The sequence below is a fragment of the Sporosarcina luteola genome (genome assembly GCF_007991495.1).
Classification (GTDB): Bacteria; Bacillota; Bacilli; order Bacillales_A; family Planococcaceae; genus Sporosarcina; species Sporosarcina luteola.
This window is the reverse complement of the sequence record NZ_BJYL01000053.1, coordinates 16,911-34,364: the sequence shown is the minus strand read 5'-3', so window position 1 is coordinate 34,364 and position 17,454 is coordinate 16,911. Positions and strand designations below refer to the sequence as shown.

Annotated in this window: 19 protein-coding genes and 1 riboswitch; of the genes, 8 read left to right on the top strand and 11 right to left on the bottom strand. The window is 42.4% G+C overall.

The genetic code is table 11. The annotated features are described in order from the left end of the window. Positions 1-18: 18 nt before the first annotated feature. Together SLU01_RS16270 and SLU01_RS16265 are read right to left on the bottom strand one after the other, a co-directional pair. Positions 19-1,005: a YihY/virulence factor BrkB family protein gene (locus SLU01_RS16270; RefSeq protein ID WP_308507746.1), complete on the bottom strand. Its 987-nt coding sequence runs from the start codon at positions 1,003-1,005 to the stop codon at positions 19-21. 23 nt (positions 1,006-1,028) lie between these two features. After that, on the bottom strand, positions 1,029-1,406 hold the full coding sequence (locus tag SLU01_RS16265) for a YtxH domain-containing protein (protein ID WP_147060282.1): 378 nt from the start codon (positions 1,404-1,406) through the stop codon (positions 1,029-1,031). A 256-nt stretch (positions 1,407-1,662) separates the two neighbouring features. Here SLU01_RS16265 and SLU01_RS16260 point away from each other — a divergent pair, with 256 nt between their 5' ends. Together SLU01_RS16260 and SLU01_RS16255 are read left to right on the top strand one after the other, a co-directional pair. Then, entirely contained in the window at positions 1,663-3,045 is a 1,383-nt protein-coding gene (locus SLU01_RS16260) for an alanine/glycine:cation symporter family protein (RefSeq protein ID WP_147060280.1), read from the top strand. 41 nt (positions 3,046-3,086) lie between these two features. Next, a complete protein-coding gene (locus SLU01_RS16255) occupies positions 3,087-3,311 on the top strand; it encodes a DUF1128 domain-containing protein (protein ID WP_147060278.1) in 225 nt (74 codons plus the stop codon). A gap of 81 nt (positions 3,312-3,392) precedes the next feature. On the opposite strand, the gene motB is transcribed toward SLU01_RS16255, so the two are convergent. Next, the gene (gene motB / locus SLU01_RS16250; RefSeq protein ID WP_147060276.1) at positions 3,393-4,151 is read right to left on the bottom strand and encodes a flagellar motor protein MotB; all 759 of its coding nucleotides are present in this window, start codon (positions 4,149-4,151) and stop codon (positions 3,393-3,395) included. Then, entirely contained in the window at positions 4,135-4,953 is an 819-nt protein-coding gene (gene motA / locus SLU01_RS16245) for a flagellar motor stator protein MotA (protein WP_147060274.1), read from the bottom strand. The genes motB and motA overlap by 17 nt, the downstream gene beginning before the upstream one ends. Before the next feature lie 219 nt (positions 4,954-5,172). Here motA and SLU01_RS16240 point away from each other — a divergent pair, with 219 nt between their 5' ends. The 3 genes from SLU01_RS16240 to SLU01_RS16235 all read left to right on the top strand — a co-directional run bounded on the left by SLU01_RS16240 (position 5,173) and on the right by SLU01_RS16235 (position 7,297). After that, positions 5,173-6,405, top strand: a complete 1,233-nt coding sequence (locus SLU01_RS16240) for an aminopeptidase (RefSeq protein WP_147060272.1) — start codon at positions 5,173-5,175, stop codon at positions 6,403-6,405. A gap of 105 nt (positions 6,406-6,510) precedes the next feature. After that, positions 6,511-6,648, top strand: coding sequence for a hypothetical protein (locus tag SLU01_RS18055; RefSeq protein WP_170232736.1), 138 nt, complete (start codon positions 6,511-6,513; stop codon positions 6,646-6,648). Positions 6,649-6,721: 73 nt separating this feature from the next. Further along, on the top strand, positions 6,722-7,297 hold the full coding sequence (locus SLU01_RS16235) for a beta-class carbonic anhydrase (RefSeq protein WP_147060270.1): 576 nt from the start codon (positions 6,722-6,724) through the stop codon (positions 7,295-7,297). 194 nt (positions 7,298-7,491) lie between these two features. Here SLU01_RS16235 and SLU01_RS16230 read toward each other — a convergent pair whose 3' ends face one another. Together SLU01_RS16230 and SLU01_RS16225 are read right to left on the bottom strand one after the other, a co-directional pair. Next, complete coding sequence (locus tag SLU01_RS16230) at positions 7,492-8,037, bottom strand: GNAT family N-acetyltransferase (RefSeq protein ID WP_170232735.1); 546 nt, start codon at positions 8,035-8,037, stop codon at positions 7,492-7,494. 7 nt (positions 8,038-8,044) lie between these two features. After that, positions 8,045-9,850: a M3 family oligoendopeptidase gene (locus SLU01_RS16225; RefSeq protein ID WP_147060268.1), complete on the bottom strand. Its 1,806-nt coding sequence runs from the start codon at positions 9,848-9,850 to the stop codon at positions 8,045-8,047. Between the two features lie 161 nt (positions 9,851-10,011). Between SLU01_RS16225 and SLU01_RS16220 the strand changes: the two genes are divergently transcribed. After that, the gene (locus tag SLU01_RS16220) at positions 10,012-10,761 is read left to right on the top strand and encodes a TspO-related membrane protein (RefSeq protein ID WP_147060266.1); all 750 of its coding nucleotides are present in this window, start codon (positions 10,012-10,014) and stop codon (positions 10,759-10,761) included. 23 nt (positions 10,762-10,784) lie between these two features. Here SLU01_RS16220 and thiT read toward each other — a convergent pair whose 3' ends face one another. Then, on the bottom strand, positions 10,785-11,342 hold the full coding sequence (gene thiT / locus SLU01_RS16215; protein WP_147060264.1) for an energy-coupled thiamine transporter ThiT: 558 nt from the start codon (positions 11,340-11,342) through the stop codon (positions 10,785-10,787). Positions 11,343-11,506: 164 nt separating this feature from the next. Beyond that, positions 11,507-11,607: riboswitch (TPP riboswitch) on the bottom strand. Between the two features lie 356 nt (positions 11,608-11,963). Here thiT and SLU01_RS16210 point away from each other — a divergent pair. Continuing rightward, positions 11,964-12,305 (top strand): magnetosome magnetite crystal formation protein family, encoded by a 342-nt coding sequence (locus tag SLU01_RS16210; RefSeq protein ID WP_147060262.1) that lies wholly within the window; start codon positions 11,964-11,966, stop codon positions 12,303-12,305. Positions 12,306-12,400: 95 nt separating this feature from the next. Next, entirely contained in the window at positions 12,401-13,147 is a 747-nt protein-coding gene (gene map / locus SLU01_RS16205; RefSeq protein WP_147060260.1) for a type I methionyl aminopeptidase, read from the top strand. Between the two features lie 105 nt (positions 13,148-13,252). Here the strand turns inward: map and SLU01_RS16200 are convergent, their stop codons facing one another. From SLU01_RS16200 to SLU01_RS16185, 4 genes are all read right to left on the bottom strand, one after another. Next, positions 13,253-14,419 (bottom strand): DEAD/DEAH box helicase, encoded by a 1,167-nt coding sequence (locus SLU01_RS16200; RefSeq protein WP_147060258.1) that lies wholly within the window; start codon positions 14,417-14,419, stop codon positions 13,253-13,255. A gap of 73 nt (positions 14,420-14,492) precedes the next feature. Then, positions 14,493-15,941 (bottom strand): amidase family protein, encoded by a 1,449-nt coding sequence (locus SLU01_RS16195; RefSeq protein ID WP_281288408.1) that lies wholly within the window; start codon positions 15,939-15,941, stop codon positions 14,493-14,495. A gap of 19 nt (positions 15,942-15,960) precedes the next feature. Beyond that, positions 15,961-16,113: a Fur-regulated basic protein FbpA gene (locus SLU01_RS16190; protein WP_147060256.1), complete on the bottom strand. Its 153-nt coding sequence runs from the start codon at positions 16,111-16,113 to the stop codon at positions 15,961-15,963. A 101-nt stretch (positions 16,114-16,214) separates the two neighbouring features. Further along, positions 16,215-17,432: a carboxylate--amine ligase gene (locus SLU01_RS16185; RefSeq protein WP_147060286.1), complete on the bottom strand. Its 1,218-nt coding sequence runs from the start codon at positions 17,430-17,432 to the stop codon at positions 16,215-16,217. Between the last annotated feature and the right edge of the window lie 22 nt (positions 17,433-17,454).

Sequence of the window (17,454 nt, the reverse complement as noted above, 5' to 3'; positions counted from 1 at the left end):
TTAAAAAAGAGCAATGCGTCAACTGACCGCATTGCTCTTTTCTTTCGCCACTAACGCCTGTTTCCTCTCTGTCATAACAGCGTTCAGTTGCCCGCCAAGCATTAAAATGATAGCGGAGAAATAAAGCCACATCATTAAAACAATGATTGCTCCAATACTACCATATGTTTTTGAATAGTTTGCGAAACTACCTACGTAAAATGAGAATGCAAGAGACGTAAGTATCCAACCGACCGTAGCGAACAACGCGCCAGGTATTGCACTTTTCAAGCGGACCTTCAAATTGGGGACGGCCCAATAGATCGCTGAAAAAACGATGAAGATCAATATTGGTGGGATAATCCAACGTAAGCTTCCCCATAATTTCACGAATCCTTCTTCCATTCCAAAGTAAGAGAAAGCCAAAGATCCAATCTGTTCGCCGAATACAGGAAGGAGAAGCGCGATAACCAGCACAGCGATCAATGCCACTGTAAAGACTACAGACATTGCCCTAGCCATAATAAATGACCGTGTTTCCTCGACATTATAGGATCTATTCAAAGCTTTCGTTAAGGCGTTCATCCCTTTGGAAGCTGACCAGATTGTCGCCAAAGCCCCAATGGACAAGAGTCCCCCATTCCGATTTTTTAATATCTCTTCTAGCGTGTCATGTATAAGGGTGTAAACACTAGCTGGAGCATAATCGCGGATGAACAGGAATACTTGTGACTCATCAAGATTCAGAAATGGCAATAGCGTTATCAAGAAGATTAATAGGGGAAATAAAGACAATAGGAAAAAGAAGGCCAGTTGCGACCCCAAGCCTGTAATATCCACATTCTTGATTCTTACAAGCAACTCTTTCCAAAACCCTTTTGCCGTTGTAACATCGAACTTTTCCAAATCACCGTCTTTTACATCATCCAAGAATCTCATGATTTCCGAGTCTTTCATGAATCCTTCTTTTTCTTTTCCTTGCTGTTCGTTTTCTTTTTTCGGAATCGACTTGTCGTTGTTGTTCACATTAGACTCACTCCTTCCGATGCTTATATCTTTTTTATGTCTATATCCTCTTTCGCCTCATTCACAATTTCTTTGTATTCTTCTTTCGAATCATTAAATGCTTCCTTTGTATCTACAACTAGATCTTTCACTTGAGGAGTCAGTGTTTTCAATTCCTCAACCTGGCTTTTAATATACGCAGCATCTCCAGAAAATTGTTCATAAATGGACAAGTACTTATCTTTCTGTTGTTGAAGTTTTTGCTTTAAGACATCCGGATTTTTTGAATAATAGTTTACCTGTGAAGTCATATCATTCGTTTTTTTCACGACATGTTGACGTGTACCTTTATCGAACATGCTAACAGCTCCACCTAAAATTGCCCCTAGTATGATAAACCTTCCAAATTTACTGTTTCCCACGTAAAACCCTCCAATATCATTCTACTTTGCATGTATTATTATACCCGGAGAGCCGAAAAACAAACAATATTGGGGATTTCTTAAAATAGGTCTTGACTAATGATAGAAAGTTTCGGAATATTAACAATAACACTATCCATATTCAAAATAATCCAATCTATTAGATAGTGGCTTGAAAGGGAGTCGATAGACGGAAATGGGAAGTTGTTTTAAGGTCTCGGAACTAGAAACAGACTAAAAACTAGGGGGTAGTAGGATGGAAGCAATTACTGGCTTTTTGGACAAGGCGAGTGGATTTATATGGGGACCACCTCTTCTTGTTCTACTAGTAGGAACGGGTATCTTTTTAACAGTAAGGCTCGGATTTATTCAAGTGCGGTTATTGCCGTATTCATTAAAACAAGTTTTTTCCCGTAAGCATAATAAAAAAGCGGATGGCGACATTACACAGTTCCAAGCTTTAATGACTGCGATGGCTGCAACCGTCGGGGTCGGTAACATCGTTGGGGTCGCAACTGCCGTTTACATGGGCGGTCCAGGGGCGATTTTCTGGATGTGGCTCGCAGGTTTCTTTGGAATGGCTACGAAATATGGGGAAGCCATCCTAGCTGTCAAATACCGCGTCAAGGACTCCAAAGGTCAAATGGCCGGAGGACCGATGTATTATTTGGAACACGGTTTGAAACAAAAATGGCTTGGAGTCATGTTTGCTATATTCGGTGCACTTGCAGCATTCGGTATCGGTAACGGTACACAATCGAAAGCTGTAGCAGACGTTATGAACAGTACATTCAATGTACCGCATTGGATTTCTGGAGTAGCACTTCTCATCTTCGGTGGACTCGTCATCTTAGGCGGCATCAAAGCGATCGGCCGGGTTACAGCATTCTTCGTTCCGATCATGGCACTTTTCTATTTCATTGCGGGAGCAATCGTAATGGTCATGAACTTTGACCTTGTCCCTGCAGCATTCGGATTAATCTTCAGCGACGCGTTTACAGGCCAGGCCGCTGCTGGTGGAGCAATCGGTGCGGTAATCCGCTTTGGTGTTGCTCGTGGCCTTTTCTCCAACGAAGCTGGTCTTGGTTCGGCACCTATTGCAGCAGCTGCTGCAAAAACGGATATGCCCGGCCGCCAAGCACTCATTTCTATGACACAGGTATTATTTGATACGCTTATTATTTGCTCAATTACAGGAGTAACAATCGTCATGTCAGGACAATGGAAAGACAAATCGATTGACGCAGGTGCATTGACTGCACAAGCTTTCGGTGAATTCCTAGGCGGTGCGGGACCAATCATCGTTGCGATCGGTATCGTTTTCTTTGCAACATCCACAATTTTAGGTTGGGGCTATTATGGTGAAAAGTGCTTCCAATACCTCTTCCCTAAAAACGGTGCAGTACTAGGTTATCGTATTGCGTTCGTAGCATTCATCATGGTAGGCGCTATCGTATCCCTTGACGTCGTTTGGCTACTTGCTGACGTATTGAACGGCTTGATGGCGATTCCTAACTTGATCGGCCTTCTTGGATTGTCTGGTGTTATCGTTATGGAAACTAAGCGTTTCAAAGCGAAGATTGCAGAAGAAAAAGAAGCCGAAAAGCTCGGTAGACCGGTTGACACTACAGCCGATTAATGCAATGATAAGTCCGAATCTAATGAAGGGCGGACGACGAAATGGATTTGACTCAACCAACTGCAGAAAATGTTTCGTATATGATTGATAAGATCAAAGAGAAACTGAGAATGGTAAACGTAGACGCCATGAAGGCGGATAACTTCGATACAGAACAGTACGAAGACTTGGTTTACATGTATGAGATGGTCATGAAGAGAGAAACAATCACTCCGAATGAAATGCAAGCCATAGCCGCTGAACTTGGGTCACTTAGAAAAGCGTAGGGAGCCGTTTAGCTCTGAAGCTAGACAGTAAAAAAGCCGGTGCTACAGGATAATCCTGAAGCATCGGCTTTTCATATTAACCTATTCAACCGAAGACCCATCTTTAAGGACGAGCGGCTGTACGAGTACTTCTACACGTCGGTTCTTGCTTCGTCCTTCAACTGTGTCATTTGTTGCAACAGGTTGGTTTTCACCATACCCCTTCACACTGAATAATTTTGGATCCAGATCATTCGTTCCGACCAATATCTTTAAAAAGTTAATGGCCCTCATCATGCTAAGCTCCCAATTTGACGGGAATTCCGAGCTATTGATCGGCACATTATCCGTATGGCCAGTCACAACAATTTGTCTTGGTTTTTCAAAAACAAGTAAATTAGCGATATCCCTAGCTAAATTGGAATACTGAGGTTTAATCGTTGCTTTCCCCGATTCAAATAAAATACTATCTCGAATCGTGATCAATAATCCCTCTTCCGTCAACTTCGTTTGAAATTGATTTTCCAGTTCATGCACCGCTATATATTCATCCAGCCGATCTTGGATTTCTTCAAGGGACTGCTGGTCCTCCAAATAAGAGGAACTTTCATTTTCCTCACCAGAAGAGTCCTTCGGAACAGGAACAGTGGTTGGGGCGCTATTATCCATTACGCCTGTCCCACCATCAAAAATTTGATTGAACACAGAAGAAATCTGGCTGAACTTACTTTCGTCTATCGAACTTGACGCGAATAAGACGATAAATAAAGCTAAGAGCAATGTGAGTAAGTCCGAATATGGCAAAAGCCAGGATTCATCCACATGGCCATCATCCCGTTTTTTCTTACGTTTCCTCGACAACCTGTCCCGCCTCCTTGTCGCCCGTAGTATTTTTAGCAGCGAGCTTTCGACGTTCTTCCATCGATAAATAAGAAGCCAGTTTTTGTTCGATTACTCTCGGAGCCTCGCCTTCAAGGACTGACAAAATTCCTTCGATCATCATCATCTTCTGACGAACTTCTTCTTTCGACTTACGTTTTAATTTATTGGCAAATGGATGCCAAAGGACATATCCTGTGAAAATCCCCAACAATGTTGCAATAAACGCAGCAGAGATCGCATGTCCAAGCGCCTCAATGTCGTTCATGTTCTTAAGCGCCGCAATCAAGCCGACAACCGCTCCCAATACACCAAGTGTCGGGGCATAGGTCCCTGCCTGCGAAAAGATAAGTGCGCCTGCTGAATGTCGATCTTCCATGGCGTCCACTTCTTCCGTCAGGACGTCGCGGATATAATCTGCGTTTTGCCCATCAATTGCAAGTCCAAGCCCATTTTTAAGGAACGGATCTGTAATCTCATCCGCTTTCGCTTCAAGCGACAATAAGCCTTCACGTCTTGCGATGTCCGCCCATCCAGAAAACATGCGAATCAAGTCCGAATCCGATGTCATTCGCTGTTCTTTGAAAAGGATGCCAAACAATTTAGGTACACGTTTGATTTCCTTCATAGGGAATGCAATGACGACCGAGGCTATCGTACCGAAAATGATAATGAGAATTGCGGCCATATTCATTAAACTATCCGGGGTTACACCTTTCATCGCCATACCGACAAAAAGCGCCACTAAACCAAGGATAAGTCCAAAAACGGTTGAAAAATCCATATTAGTACCTCCAAGTCTTCCAGTCTACTTCTTCTTATTTCGACATAATCCAACGGTTCTTTAGTATTCATTGATAATAAATATAAATATATTAACCGAAATTACGCTACAATCCTATGGGCATTATCTTCATTACTCAATTGTTAAAAATATTTTCCTTTGCCTGTTTTATCACACTGGAGTACTATTAAATACATATGAATAAAGGAGGTTTTTTGAATGTTAACATTTGAACAGAAGTTAGAAAATTACGCAAGTTTAATCGTAGAAATCGGATCGAATATCCAAAAAAAACAAACACTTTACATAAGCGCATCCATCGAAGCGCTTGAGCTTGTAAGGAAAGTGGCGGATAAAGCATATTCTTTAGGAGCACGTAATGTCATCGTTGACTGGGCTGACGATGAATTAACAAAATTGCGTTATGAAAAAGCACCGGCCGAGTCATTCTCTGACTTCCCTGAATGGAAAGTGATGGAGCGTGAGAAATTGGCTGAAAGCGGAGCCGCATTTGTCAGTATCGTTTCTCAAAGTCCTGACCTATTAAAAGGTGTCGATTCTTCCCGCATTGCGGATGCCCAAAAGGCTGCCGGCAAAGCGCTTAGCAATTACCGGAAAATGATGCAGGCAGACCGTTTCAGCTGGTCCGTCATCGCAGCTCCTTCAAAAGCTTGGGCAGCGAAAATGTTCCCGAATCTCGAAGAAGGTGAACAAGTCCCTGCACTTTGGGAAGCGATCTTTGCAGCAGTTCGTGCAGACCAAGCCGACCCTGTCGCAGCATGGAAAGAACTGGATGAAACGTTGAATTCCAAAGCAGATTATTTGAATAAAAAGGCGTATACAACATTGCAATACAAAGCTCCAGGTACTAATTTGACAATCGACTTGCCTAAAGGGCATATTTGGTGCGGAGGCGGCAGCGTAAATGTCGATGGAAACGCATTCATGGCGAACATGCCTACGGAGGAAGTATTCACAGTTCCACATAAAAATGGTGTCAACGGTTATGTCAAAAACACGAAACCGCTTAGCTATGGCGGAAATATTATTGATGATTTCACAGTTACATTCGAAGACGGCCGGATTACAGAAATTAGTGCAGGGCAAGGGGAAGAAGTTCTTCAGCAACTGATTGATACGGATGAAGGCGCAAGACATTTAGGTGAAGTGGCGCTTGTTCCACATGCTTCGCCAATTTCCGAGTCGGGGCTTCTATTTTACAATACACTATTCGATGAAAATGCATCCAATCACCTTGCAATCGGCAGTGCTTATTCCTTCTGCTTAGAAGGCGGTAAAACAATGACTTCTGAGGAAATGGAAAAAAACGGTCTGAACCAAAGCATCACTCACGTTGACTTCATGATCGGTTCTGCAGAGATGGACATTGATGGTGTCTTGGCAGATGGAACGATTGAACCTGTCTTCCGCAACGGTAACTGGGCATTCTAATTTTCGACACAATTAATAAATACATTTTATTCCGGTCTTTAATTATTTCAGATTTGTAGTATAATGAATGTATATTAAACTTTCATTGTAGAGAGGGGTCTCACTATGGGCTTGATGTACACTACAGTTATTGGCTATGCTATTGTCCTAGGAATAGCAGCTTTATTTACAATGCACTTCCTTGGAAAGGCATTGGATTCTTCTGATGCAGAGAGAGTCGATCCAAAGCCGGACGTAAAATAAAAAAGAGTTGCCACTTGGCAACTCTTTTATTGTTTTGTAAACTATTCTAAACTGTAACTATGGAGGCGCTTTCATGACAATCTTATCTGATATCATTGATTTTAATAAGGACTTTGTACAAAAAGAACAATTTAAAGAATACGCAACTACGAAATTCCCCGACAAAAGGATCGTTATTCTTACATGCATGGATACGAGACTTATTGAATTACTGCCGAAAGCAATGAACTTGCGAAACGGTGATGCGAAAATTATTAAAAGTGCTGGTGCCATTGTAACTCATCCTTTTGGCAGCGTTATGCGTAGCATTCTAATCGCTGTCTATGAATTACAAGCCGACGAAGTTTACATTATCGGTCATCATGATTGTGGAATGAGCTCAATCGACACGAAAACCATTATCGGCAGCATGGTCGAACGTGGAATTGACAAAAATCTATTTAATACGTTGAAATACTCCGGAATCGATATGAAGGATTGGCTACGAGGCTTTAACGACGTTACAGAAAGTGTCAAAAGCAGTGTAGATCAAGTGAGAAATCACCCTCTTATGGACCGAAAAGTTCCAGTGCACGGCCTAGTAGCCCATCCGGATACAGGTCAGTTGGATATTATCACAAACGGATACGAATTTATCGACGAAAACTGACAACGCATTTCCCGGGAAATAGACAAAATAAAAGCGAAGCGACCCGAGCAGCTGGCGCCCGGAGCTAGACGACAACAAAAGCGAAGGGCGCCTGATACAGGCGACAGATATAAAAAGATAAAAAGCCGATTCTTCATTTAGAAGAATCGGCTTTTTACTTTTGCAGCTATTTTCCGCCAGGCGGCCTTACCCTTTCAATAATCCTCAGCCAAGCTGGCGTACATAAAATGATCTTCCCATACGCCGTTAATGTAAAGCAGCTTTCTCAGTAATCCTTCCCGTACAAACCCGGCATTTTCAAGCACTCTTACAGAGCCTGTATTACGGGGGGATACAAATGCCTCCACCCGATGCAATGAGACGGTCTCAAAGGCGAACTTTGTAACAATCTTGACCGCTTCTGTCGCAAGCCCTCTGCCCGTTTCCCTCTCATCAATCGAGTATCCGACAAAGCCGCTTGAAAAAGGAAGTCTTTTAATGCTGTATAGCGAAATATGTCCCACTAGCCTGCTTGTATCGGCATCAAAAATTCCAAAATTGTATTCCCGCCGATCCCTCATTTGATAAATAGATTCCCTTATTTTATCGCGCTGGACAGCCACCGTATAATAGCTCGATTCATGCCGCGGCTCAAACACCGTCCAATATTCTTTATTGGCAATAAGCATTTCAGTGAAAATTACGGCGTCTTCTTCTGTCAGCACACGTAAATAACAAGTTCGGCCTTCAAGCAGAATCAATACTCCTTCACCTTTCTTTAGAAGCTATTTTCAAAAACTCTTCGACATCTTTTACACATAATGCTACACCTTTTGCCCAGAATTCTTCTTTTGTAATATCTTCGCCCAGATGCTTCATCGCCAAATCTTCAACGGACATGATTGCAGTGTCGCGTAAAAGCGCCATATATTTCTCTTCAAACGATTCACCTTCCGTAAGCGCCTTTGCATAGATGCTCAAAGAGAATAAGTAACCGAATGTATACGGGAAGTTATAGAACGGCGTCCCAGTAATATAGAAATGCAGCTTAGAAGCCCAGAAATGTGGATGAGTTGTATCAAGTGCTCCTGCATAACCCTCTTTTTGAGCCTCAACCATTAACTCATTCAGTCTAGATGCCGGGACAACGCCATTTTTACGCTCTTCATAAAAACGTGTTTCAAAAAGGAAGCGTGAATGGATGTTCATGAAGAATGCTACACTGCGTTGGATTTTATCTTCAAGCAATGCAAGTTTTTCTTCTTCTGATTCAGCTGACTTGACGGAAGCATCCGCAACGATCATTTCTGCAAATGTGGAAGCTGTTTCTGCAACGCCCATCGCATATTGTCGATTCATGTAGTGTACCGGACGCAATGCATACGAATGGAAAGCATGACCAAGCTCATGAGCTAATGTGGCAACATTCGACATAGAACCGCTATATGTCATGAAAATTCGAGATTGCTCGGATACTGGCATACCCGTACAGAAGCCCCCAGGACGTTTGTCGGCACGATCTTCCGCCTCAATCCAGCTATCTTCAAACGCCTTACGGGAAAAGGCCTCTAATTCAGGACCAAACTTGCCGAAATGTTCAAGAATGAACTCAGCACCTTCCTGGTAGGACATTTTCTTTGTTGAAGACGTGACAGGTGCGTCCAAATCATACCAATTCATATTTTCATTTCCTAGCATTTGCGCTTTTCTATTCAAATATTCCGCGAAAGGAGCTTTATTCGCACTGATAGCCCCCCACATTGCATCTAACGTTTCTTGGCTCATTCGGTTGCGCATCAATGGCTCCATAAGTACCGAATCCCATCCGCGTTTTTCATAGATTGCTAAACGGAAGCCCGCCAAATGATTCAATGTGGAAGCAAAGAAGTCTTCTTTTGCAGTCCAAGCTTCTTCAAGTTTTTCAAACGCTTCCTTACGTACTGCAACATCCGCGTGAGAACTTAAGTTATTCGCCTGGCCGACAGATAGCGCCTTCTCTTCCCCATCCACCGTCATTTGAATTTGAATGTCTCCAACCAATTGATCGTAAAGTTGTCCCCACCCTTGATAGCCGTCAACGCTTAATGCCGTAATAAGACTCTCTTCCTCTTCAGATAACTTCAATTTCACTTGTTCCCGCCATTCGTTTAACACAAATGTAAATTGGGTTAACTGTTCAGTTGCCAATAATTCCTTCCACACTGAATCGTCCGCTTTCGTGATTGTTTGTTGTATTTTTAAAATTGCAGTGGAGAATCGCGCACCCATTGACCCCATTTCAGACTGTAGAACGAGTGCTTTTTTGTCTTTAATATTTGCTGCGAGGAAACAACCGATGACCGCTCCCGCTTCTCTTAAATTTTTTCCTGTGTTTTTAATTTCATCAATCAGCTGGAGGACTTTATCAGCATCATTAATAGATGTTGGAGTTTGGGCATTTGCTGCCAGTTCTTCCAATGCGCCTAGTTGATCTTTGACAGCATCCAAATGTGTGCGAAGCTCTGCTGAGTCACTTCCGCCTTTAAAAAATACGTCCAAATCCCATACTTGTGAATATGTTTTTGTAGTAGTCAATGAATGGTCCCCCTAATCATTTAGAAAATTTTTATAATGCTTCGAAACAAGTATAACATGAATCTTCGGAATTCGAAATAATGGATTTGTGACGGAAATTTCATACTTTCCTTCGCACGAATCCCATTTCCTCTGTATACTGTTCAAAGGGAGGACTTACTATGTTTAGAATTATCATGATGACCCTTTCTTTAGTCACAGTCATTATCTTGAATGTAATCGCAAACTTTTTCTCATTAAACGGATACACAACTGGGGAGATTGCAAATAGATTGCCGGTTCTATTCATCCCGGCCAATTATGTGTTTTTACTTAGTGGCGTAATTTTCGTTCTGCTTTTCAATTGGATTTGGAACTTCAATAAAATGAGCCGAAAGAGGAGTTTTCGTTTTCAGAACGGCCTCTTTGTCCTATTTATACTATGCTGCCTATTGCATATTGCATGGATTTTTCTTTGGCATGGCGGTTTGTTTAATTGGACAGTTGTTATCCAAGTTGCACTTCTTCTCGGATTACTCATTTTTTATTTCTCTTTTCCGAAACGGGAAAATCGATTGCTCGGAAGAATACCATTCAGCTTGCTAATAGGATGGGCAGTCATTTTTACGATTTCTAATATCAGTTATACATTGATGATTCATGATTGGTCAGGGATTGGATTAAGCGATCCTCTTTGGACGGTAATCTATTTAACGATTTCCACAGCATTCGCTTTACATTTTATGTACCATTATCGGGATTATGTAATGAATCTCGTATTTGTTTGGGCATTCATCGGAATTGCTGTGAAGAATGGAACGGACGAACTCTTTATATCAGCAGCGGCTATTTTCTTATCAGCCGTTATCATTGCGTCCATCTTCTTGTTTTCCGGAAGACGGATTGAACACAAAAAAAGAGTAGGCGCATGAAGTTAACATGCACCTGCTCTTTTTTATACCCTTTGAATGAGTCGTGGACTGGATGTGAATAAAACAACCGCAGCTGCGGCGCACAATATAATGGATGGAATCATATAAGAACCATTATATCCTAATGAGTATAACCAGGCCGGCTGATCTCCGGCTGCATCGGCGAAAAAGACCATACCACCTATGAAGTGGGCTAAATATCTAAGAAGGCCCCCTAGAACGGTCCCTGTAATAATTGCGGCAGCCATTGAGCCCTTCCGTCCCGCCGACTTGCTTTTCATCAGCCAGCCATGTGTAGACGCGGCAAATCCAACAACCGTATATGCAAAAAAGTAGTCCAGGAAACCTTGTACCGGATGAATGATATAGCCCCCTATCACCGCTTGAAGAAGACCCGTAATGAAACCGGTTAGTAAGCCTCCTGCAAGTCCCCAGCGGTATGCCATTAAGATAATCGGCAGCATAGATAAGGTGACGGATCCACCTTGGGGCATTTTGAATAGTGTCAAATTATCTAACACAAATGATAATGCTCCTAAAATAGCAACTTCCAATAAAAACTGTAGACGTTTGCGATCCATTTGAAACTCCTCCTCTTTTTTGTCGGAGGGATAGGGTAGAAAATAAGGTTGCATAGGCACTTGGAGTTTAAATAGTAGCATTCCAGGTTACGTTTAAAGCAGACCCATTTTTTCTTTACAACAAAAAACGACATCCCGGATAGAACCGAGACATCGTTATACATGTCAGTTTCCATCCACATCCCTACGCAAGCATGAACTTACAGGTTCGAAGGGTCCGGACAATGTCCAATCTCAGCCAATGAAGGCACCCCTTGTGGTCGTGTAATTCAATTGTCGTATATATTGTATACTGTAAAGTACATAATAGCAAGATGATTCTATAAGCTTTTCAGAATATGGATAATACTGTTGATTTCCGCTCCAGGCGGACGCTTTCCGCGGGCATGACTTCAGCCAATCGAACCACGAAGAGTTCGATTTGCCGTATTTCTGCGCCTTTTGCAGAAATTAAGGCATCCGCCTAACAATACCTGCTCGCAACGCTGCGCTTGTGCTCGCAAAAGCCGTTCTTCGTAACGGCTTTCGCAGGAGTCGCCGCCTTCCGCTCCAATCAACAAAGTGTGCCCTAGAACCCAATAGAGTTGTATAACAAAATCTAGAACTATAGGAGGTTTGCCGATGTCTAATAATAAAATTCTATCCGCACTATGCTACTTCAGCATATTCTTTTCTCCTCTTCTTTTACCTGGCATCGTCTATTTTGTAACGGATGATCATGAGGTGAAGGGGCATGCGAAACGTTCGCTAATTTCACATCTTGCACCTGTCGTATTGCTAATCGCCGGTTTTATCCTATTTTCATTTTCGATTGTTTCGTACGAATCAAGAATCCATACGATGCTCACTGGACAATTCGACTTTTGGGGATTGGCTCCTTTTCTGTTCATGCTCATCTATGGACTTCTATTTTTATTCGTCGTCATTTGGAATGTATATCAGGGCGTAAAAGTGTTAAAGTGAGCATTTTCCATTCATAAGCACACACGCTTCTAGGATAGAATAGTTATGATATAATCAGATGGAAAAGTACGTTTCGAAGAAGGGACCTGTAAACGATGATTGTTAAAAATAATGAAGAAATTGAAGCGTTGAAAAAGATCGGCCGCATTGTTGCTGAGATTCGTGAAGCTATGAAAGAAGCGACTGTGCCTGGCATTACAACTAAGGAACTGGATGAACTCGGAGGAAGACTTTTTGCTGAGCGTGGTGCTGTTTCGGCTCCGATCGATCAGTATGAATTCCCGGGATATACATGCATTAGCGTTAATCATGAAGTCGCACACGGAATTCCTGGGACTCGTGTCATCAAAGACGGCGACTTAGTCAATATTGACGTGTCGGGTTCTTATGGCGGCTACTTCGCAGACACTGGCATTTCATTCATCGCCGGTACGGCTGACGAGAAAAAACAGTTGCTTTGCGACGTTGCCAAAAGTGCATTTGACCGCGCTATGATGAAAGTCAAAGCAGGCTCCAGTTTGAATCAGATCGGCAAAGCCGTTGAACGGGAAGCGAAGGATCATGGACTGAAGGTCATCAAAAACTTGACCGGCCACGGAATTGGAACTTCTTTGCATGAGGAGCCGCAACATGTTCTAAACTATTATGATGCATGGGATAAAACCTTGATGAAAGAAGGCATGGTGCTGGCGGTTGAACCGTTCATCTCTGAAAAAGCCGAACATATTATCGAGCTTGGAGACGGTTGGACGTTCGTCACACCAGACAAATCCCTCGTCGCTCAAATTGAGCATACGATCATCGTGACAAAAGATGAACCGATCATTTTGACCCAACTATAAACAAAAGCATAGGGCGCCTGTCGCCTCTGGCGCGCGGAGCTAGATGAAAACAAAAACATAAAAAAGCAATGGCACCCCATTAGACAAACGGGCGCCATTGCTTTTTCATTTTTTCTTTGGTTTCGGTTTTTTCGTCACATTTTGAGTGCCGACCGTTTTGGAATTACCTTCGGTCAGTTGGCCTTTGTACCATACCTTTTGAACAGGCTTGAAATCCTTCGCGAGTTTTCGGTATGTCCGCTCTTCTGGATAGGAAAGCAGTGTCAGTACTTCCCCATCCTCACCCGCACGTCCAGTGCGTCCTGAACGGTGCAAATACTGTTCGATCGTATGTGGGACATCAACATGGATGACATGACTCAACCCTTGGATATCTAATCCTCGAGCCGCAAGATCTGTTGCAATTAAAATGCGGATATCTCCTTTTCGAAAGCTCTCCAATGTTTCTTGCCGTTCGAATTTCTTCATTGATGAATAAAGGACGGCAATCGGCGCTTCGTTATATTGCAGCTTCAATTCCTTCATGCGAAGCTGGTCAACATTGTTCATGAAAGCAAGCGCCCTAATATTCGGCAGATGGGATAGGCCGCGTAGCAAGTCTGTTTTATTACGGGCTTCCGTTTTAACGTAGGAATGTACCACCTTGCCTGACATTGGCATATCATCGACAGAGACTTGTAAACGGATAGGGTCGTTCATCAGTTTTTTTGCGACGATTTCAATCTCATCCGTAATTGTCGCCGATACGACAGTTACTTGGCGGTCTGTATTAGCAGCTTCGATCAAGTTTTTAACGATGACCCGGTATTCGCGTGACAGGAGCTGATCGCCTTCGTCCAAGACGATATGCCGTATATCGCTCATTTTCAACCGTTTCGCTTTAACTAGTTCAACTAAGCGTCCCGGTGTCCCAACGACGATTGTCGGCTTTTTCTTTAGTCGTTCGATTTGCCTCTGCATATTCGCTCCGCCAATTAATTGGGTAACCGTAATGCTTGTACCTTCCACCCATTCACGAATGACATTTACAATCTGCATGGATAGTTCTTGAGAAGGCGCCATAATCAACGCTTGCGTCTGCATTTTATTCCCGTCGACTTGTTGCAGAATCGGCAATACATAAGCCAATGTCTTTCCAGTACCTGTCGGTGATTCAGCTACAACGTCTTTGCCGTTTAGCAATTCAGGAATCATTTTTGACTGTATTGGTGTTTCCTGTTCAAATTTCCATTTTTCTTTAAACACATCGTCCATTTTTTCCAAGAAGGACATTCTCATCCCCGCTTTCCTTATTCCTTATCTCATAATGGACCGAATTCCATTTCATTTCAACTTATTTTAAGTATCATGGCTTTCTTCTTGCTTTTGACTTTTGTTCAAACGCATAGGCATATCCTATCAATTCCGGCTCAGAAAATGCACGGCCACATAGCGTAATGCAAAAAGGCTCTCCCTCTTCCGTAAAGGATGCAGGAACGGTGATTGCCGGATACCCTGCGGCGGCGCTGAAGCTGCACCCATGGTCTTGCGGGAATACAAGCATATCGATGCGGTGTTCATCGAAAGCCCGGTCAAGTGCCAATTCCCCTGCTAAATGACGGTTCCGCAATAATGCTTCAATATAGGCAGGCTCCGTCAATGTCCCGCTTGTACGATCTACCTTTTCCAACATGACTTGACCATATTTGAGCGTTTCTTCCGCATGTACTTTATTGAATTCAATAATATCGGAAATGGTCCGTATCGGGTTTGTCATCGGTGTTTTCCCAAGGTATTCATTCAATGCAGTTTTAAATTCATATAAAAGCACATCGTAGCCTAGATCGTCTTCCATCGTTCCTAAATCGATGTCATCGACGATTACAGCTCCGAGCGTTTTCATATGATTAAGGGCTGCCTCGAATTGCGATTTCCTTTCGGTCGAAATTTCCCGTTCAAAAATCGAACGGGAAACACCGATTCTTTTGCCTGCAAGCGCGTTTTTATTCAACAAAGACAACCAGTCAATTCCGGCAAAACGTTCGGCTCCTTTTGTAACCGGATCTTTGTCGTCATACCCGATCATGAGCCCGAATGTAATGGCGGCGTCTTCCACAGTCCTTGCGATCGGGCCTGGTGTGTCCTGTGTGAATGATAATGGAATAATTCCGCTTCTGCTAATTGACCCAACAGTGGGTTTGATCCCTACAAGTGCATTTTGTGCAGATGGATTAATAATCGATCCACTTGTTTCCGTACCAATCGAAACAGCAGCCATGTTGGCAGCGATTGCGGCAGCCGCTCCTGAACTGGAGCCGCCAACGTCAAAAAGCCCGTATGGATTGTTCACTTGTCCTCCACGTGAACTCCAACCATTTCTCATCCGGTCTGACATGAAATTCGCCCATTCCGTCATATTCGTTTTCCCGAGGATTACAGCTCCCGCACGACGTAATTTCTTTACAAGAAATGCATCTTCCCTTGCGTAAAAATCCTTCATCGCCAATGAACCGCAGCTTGTATGCATGCCATCCGACGTATCCATATTATCCTTTAACAGAATCGGTATACCGTGTAATAGCGATCTTATTTTTCCACAACGGCGTTCCTCATCAAGTGCGCGAGCAGTTTGAAGCGCTTGCGGATTGATTTCAAGAACGGCATTGATATTCTCATTCCGTTCCGAAATGATTTGTAAATACATGATCACAAGTTCTTCTGAACTAATTTCGTCTGACGACATTCGTTGCTGCATCTGCCGGATCGTTACTTCCTCCAGCCATTCACTACGGTATTTTTGTAATTTCCCGTTCAACCATATACCCCCAGTCAATTCACTCTATTTTCATTGTATACTGTTTCATCAATTCATAAAAAGAAAGTTCGTATAATTGTTTGCCATTGATTTTGAAAATACCTTCATTCACAAGTCTTTCTATGATTTTATTTCTTTTCATATCTAATTGTTGGCTATTCTGTTTCCTCATGATGTGAATTCCTCCCAAAGCTATTCACTTATCTATTCCACCTTCAAGAAAACCCTAAACTTTGTAAAAAAAATCCAACTGCAAAATGCAGTTGAATTTATTCATGACCAACGATTGTTTTTATATTTACGGTAATAATTGATTTGTCTAAGGAAGAGATAAAGTTTTCTCTTGAAGCTTTTATCCCTTTTATAAAACAATGGATTTGCGTATTTCCCAGCGACTAGCAACTTTTTAATCTCTTTACGGATTTTTTCATTGTCGACAAATTTCGTTAAGACCATTTTCGGGACGACTGTAAAAAGAAATTTCTCATCCAATAAGGTTAACGGCTTTTCGACATTATAAATGAGATCATCTACAAAATTCTTCGCCATATTATGGCCGCAGGAAGTGATGTAATAACTTGACCTTCCTTGGCGGATATTTACTTCAAACACTTTGAACTTACCGTCGCGGTGATCGTATTTCAAGTCAAAGTTCGCGTAGCCGACATAATTGACCGCTTCTAGGAACCCCTTCAGCTTCAACATCATCTCTTCATTATATCTCGTGATGACTGCTGTGTAGTTGCCGATTGCCGTCAAAGTATGTTCTTGCAGGACGACCTGTCCGAAAGTGATCAGCTCTGTATTGCCTTTGCTGTTAATGTAAAAAACGGAATCCCACATATATGTATCGTCACCTGGAATGAAATCTTGGATGATCAAATCATCCTTATATCCACTTTGCTTAATCGTGTTGATAACTTGTTGGATTTCTTCATATGAATCGACTTTATATACTTTTTGCATTCCTGCAAATGGATGTTTGTAATACTGGACACCGTTGCTTGGCTTAATGATGACCGGGAACATGACCTCTTCCGTGAAGCGGTCGTCCTTTTCACATGAGTAAAAATAGGTCGCTGGTGTGTCGATTCCATGCTCATTGCATAGCTGATAGAAGTTTTTCTTCACTAAAAGATTATTCATTAATGGTTCGTCGATATAATTGAACACAAAGTCTTTTGACAAGGCCTCACGGTTCTCGATGATGAGGCGGACATATAAATCATTCGTTCCGACGAGCAACAGTTTTTTACCGGAAGTTTTATATTTATCCGCAACCTGTTTTAAAAACACCGGGAATACTTCCTTCTCCCCAAGCTTAGAATTCAACTCGATCGCTGAAGGTATCGTGCTCAGACTTGTAAAAGATAATGGTTCTTTCCCGACTAGGATGGGGTGGATTCCATACGCTTCGTGAAATGAAATCGCCATATTGTATGCATTGATATCGGTTCCGACAATAATCGGGATAAACGAGTGGTTTGTCATGATTTCCTCCAACTTACTTTTT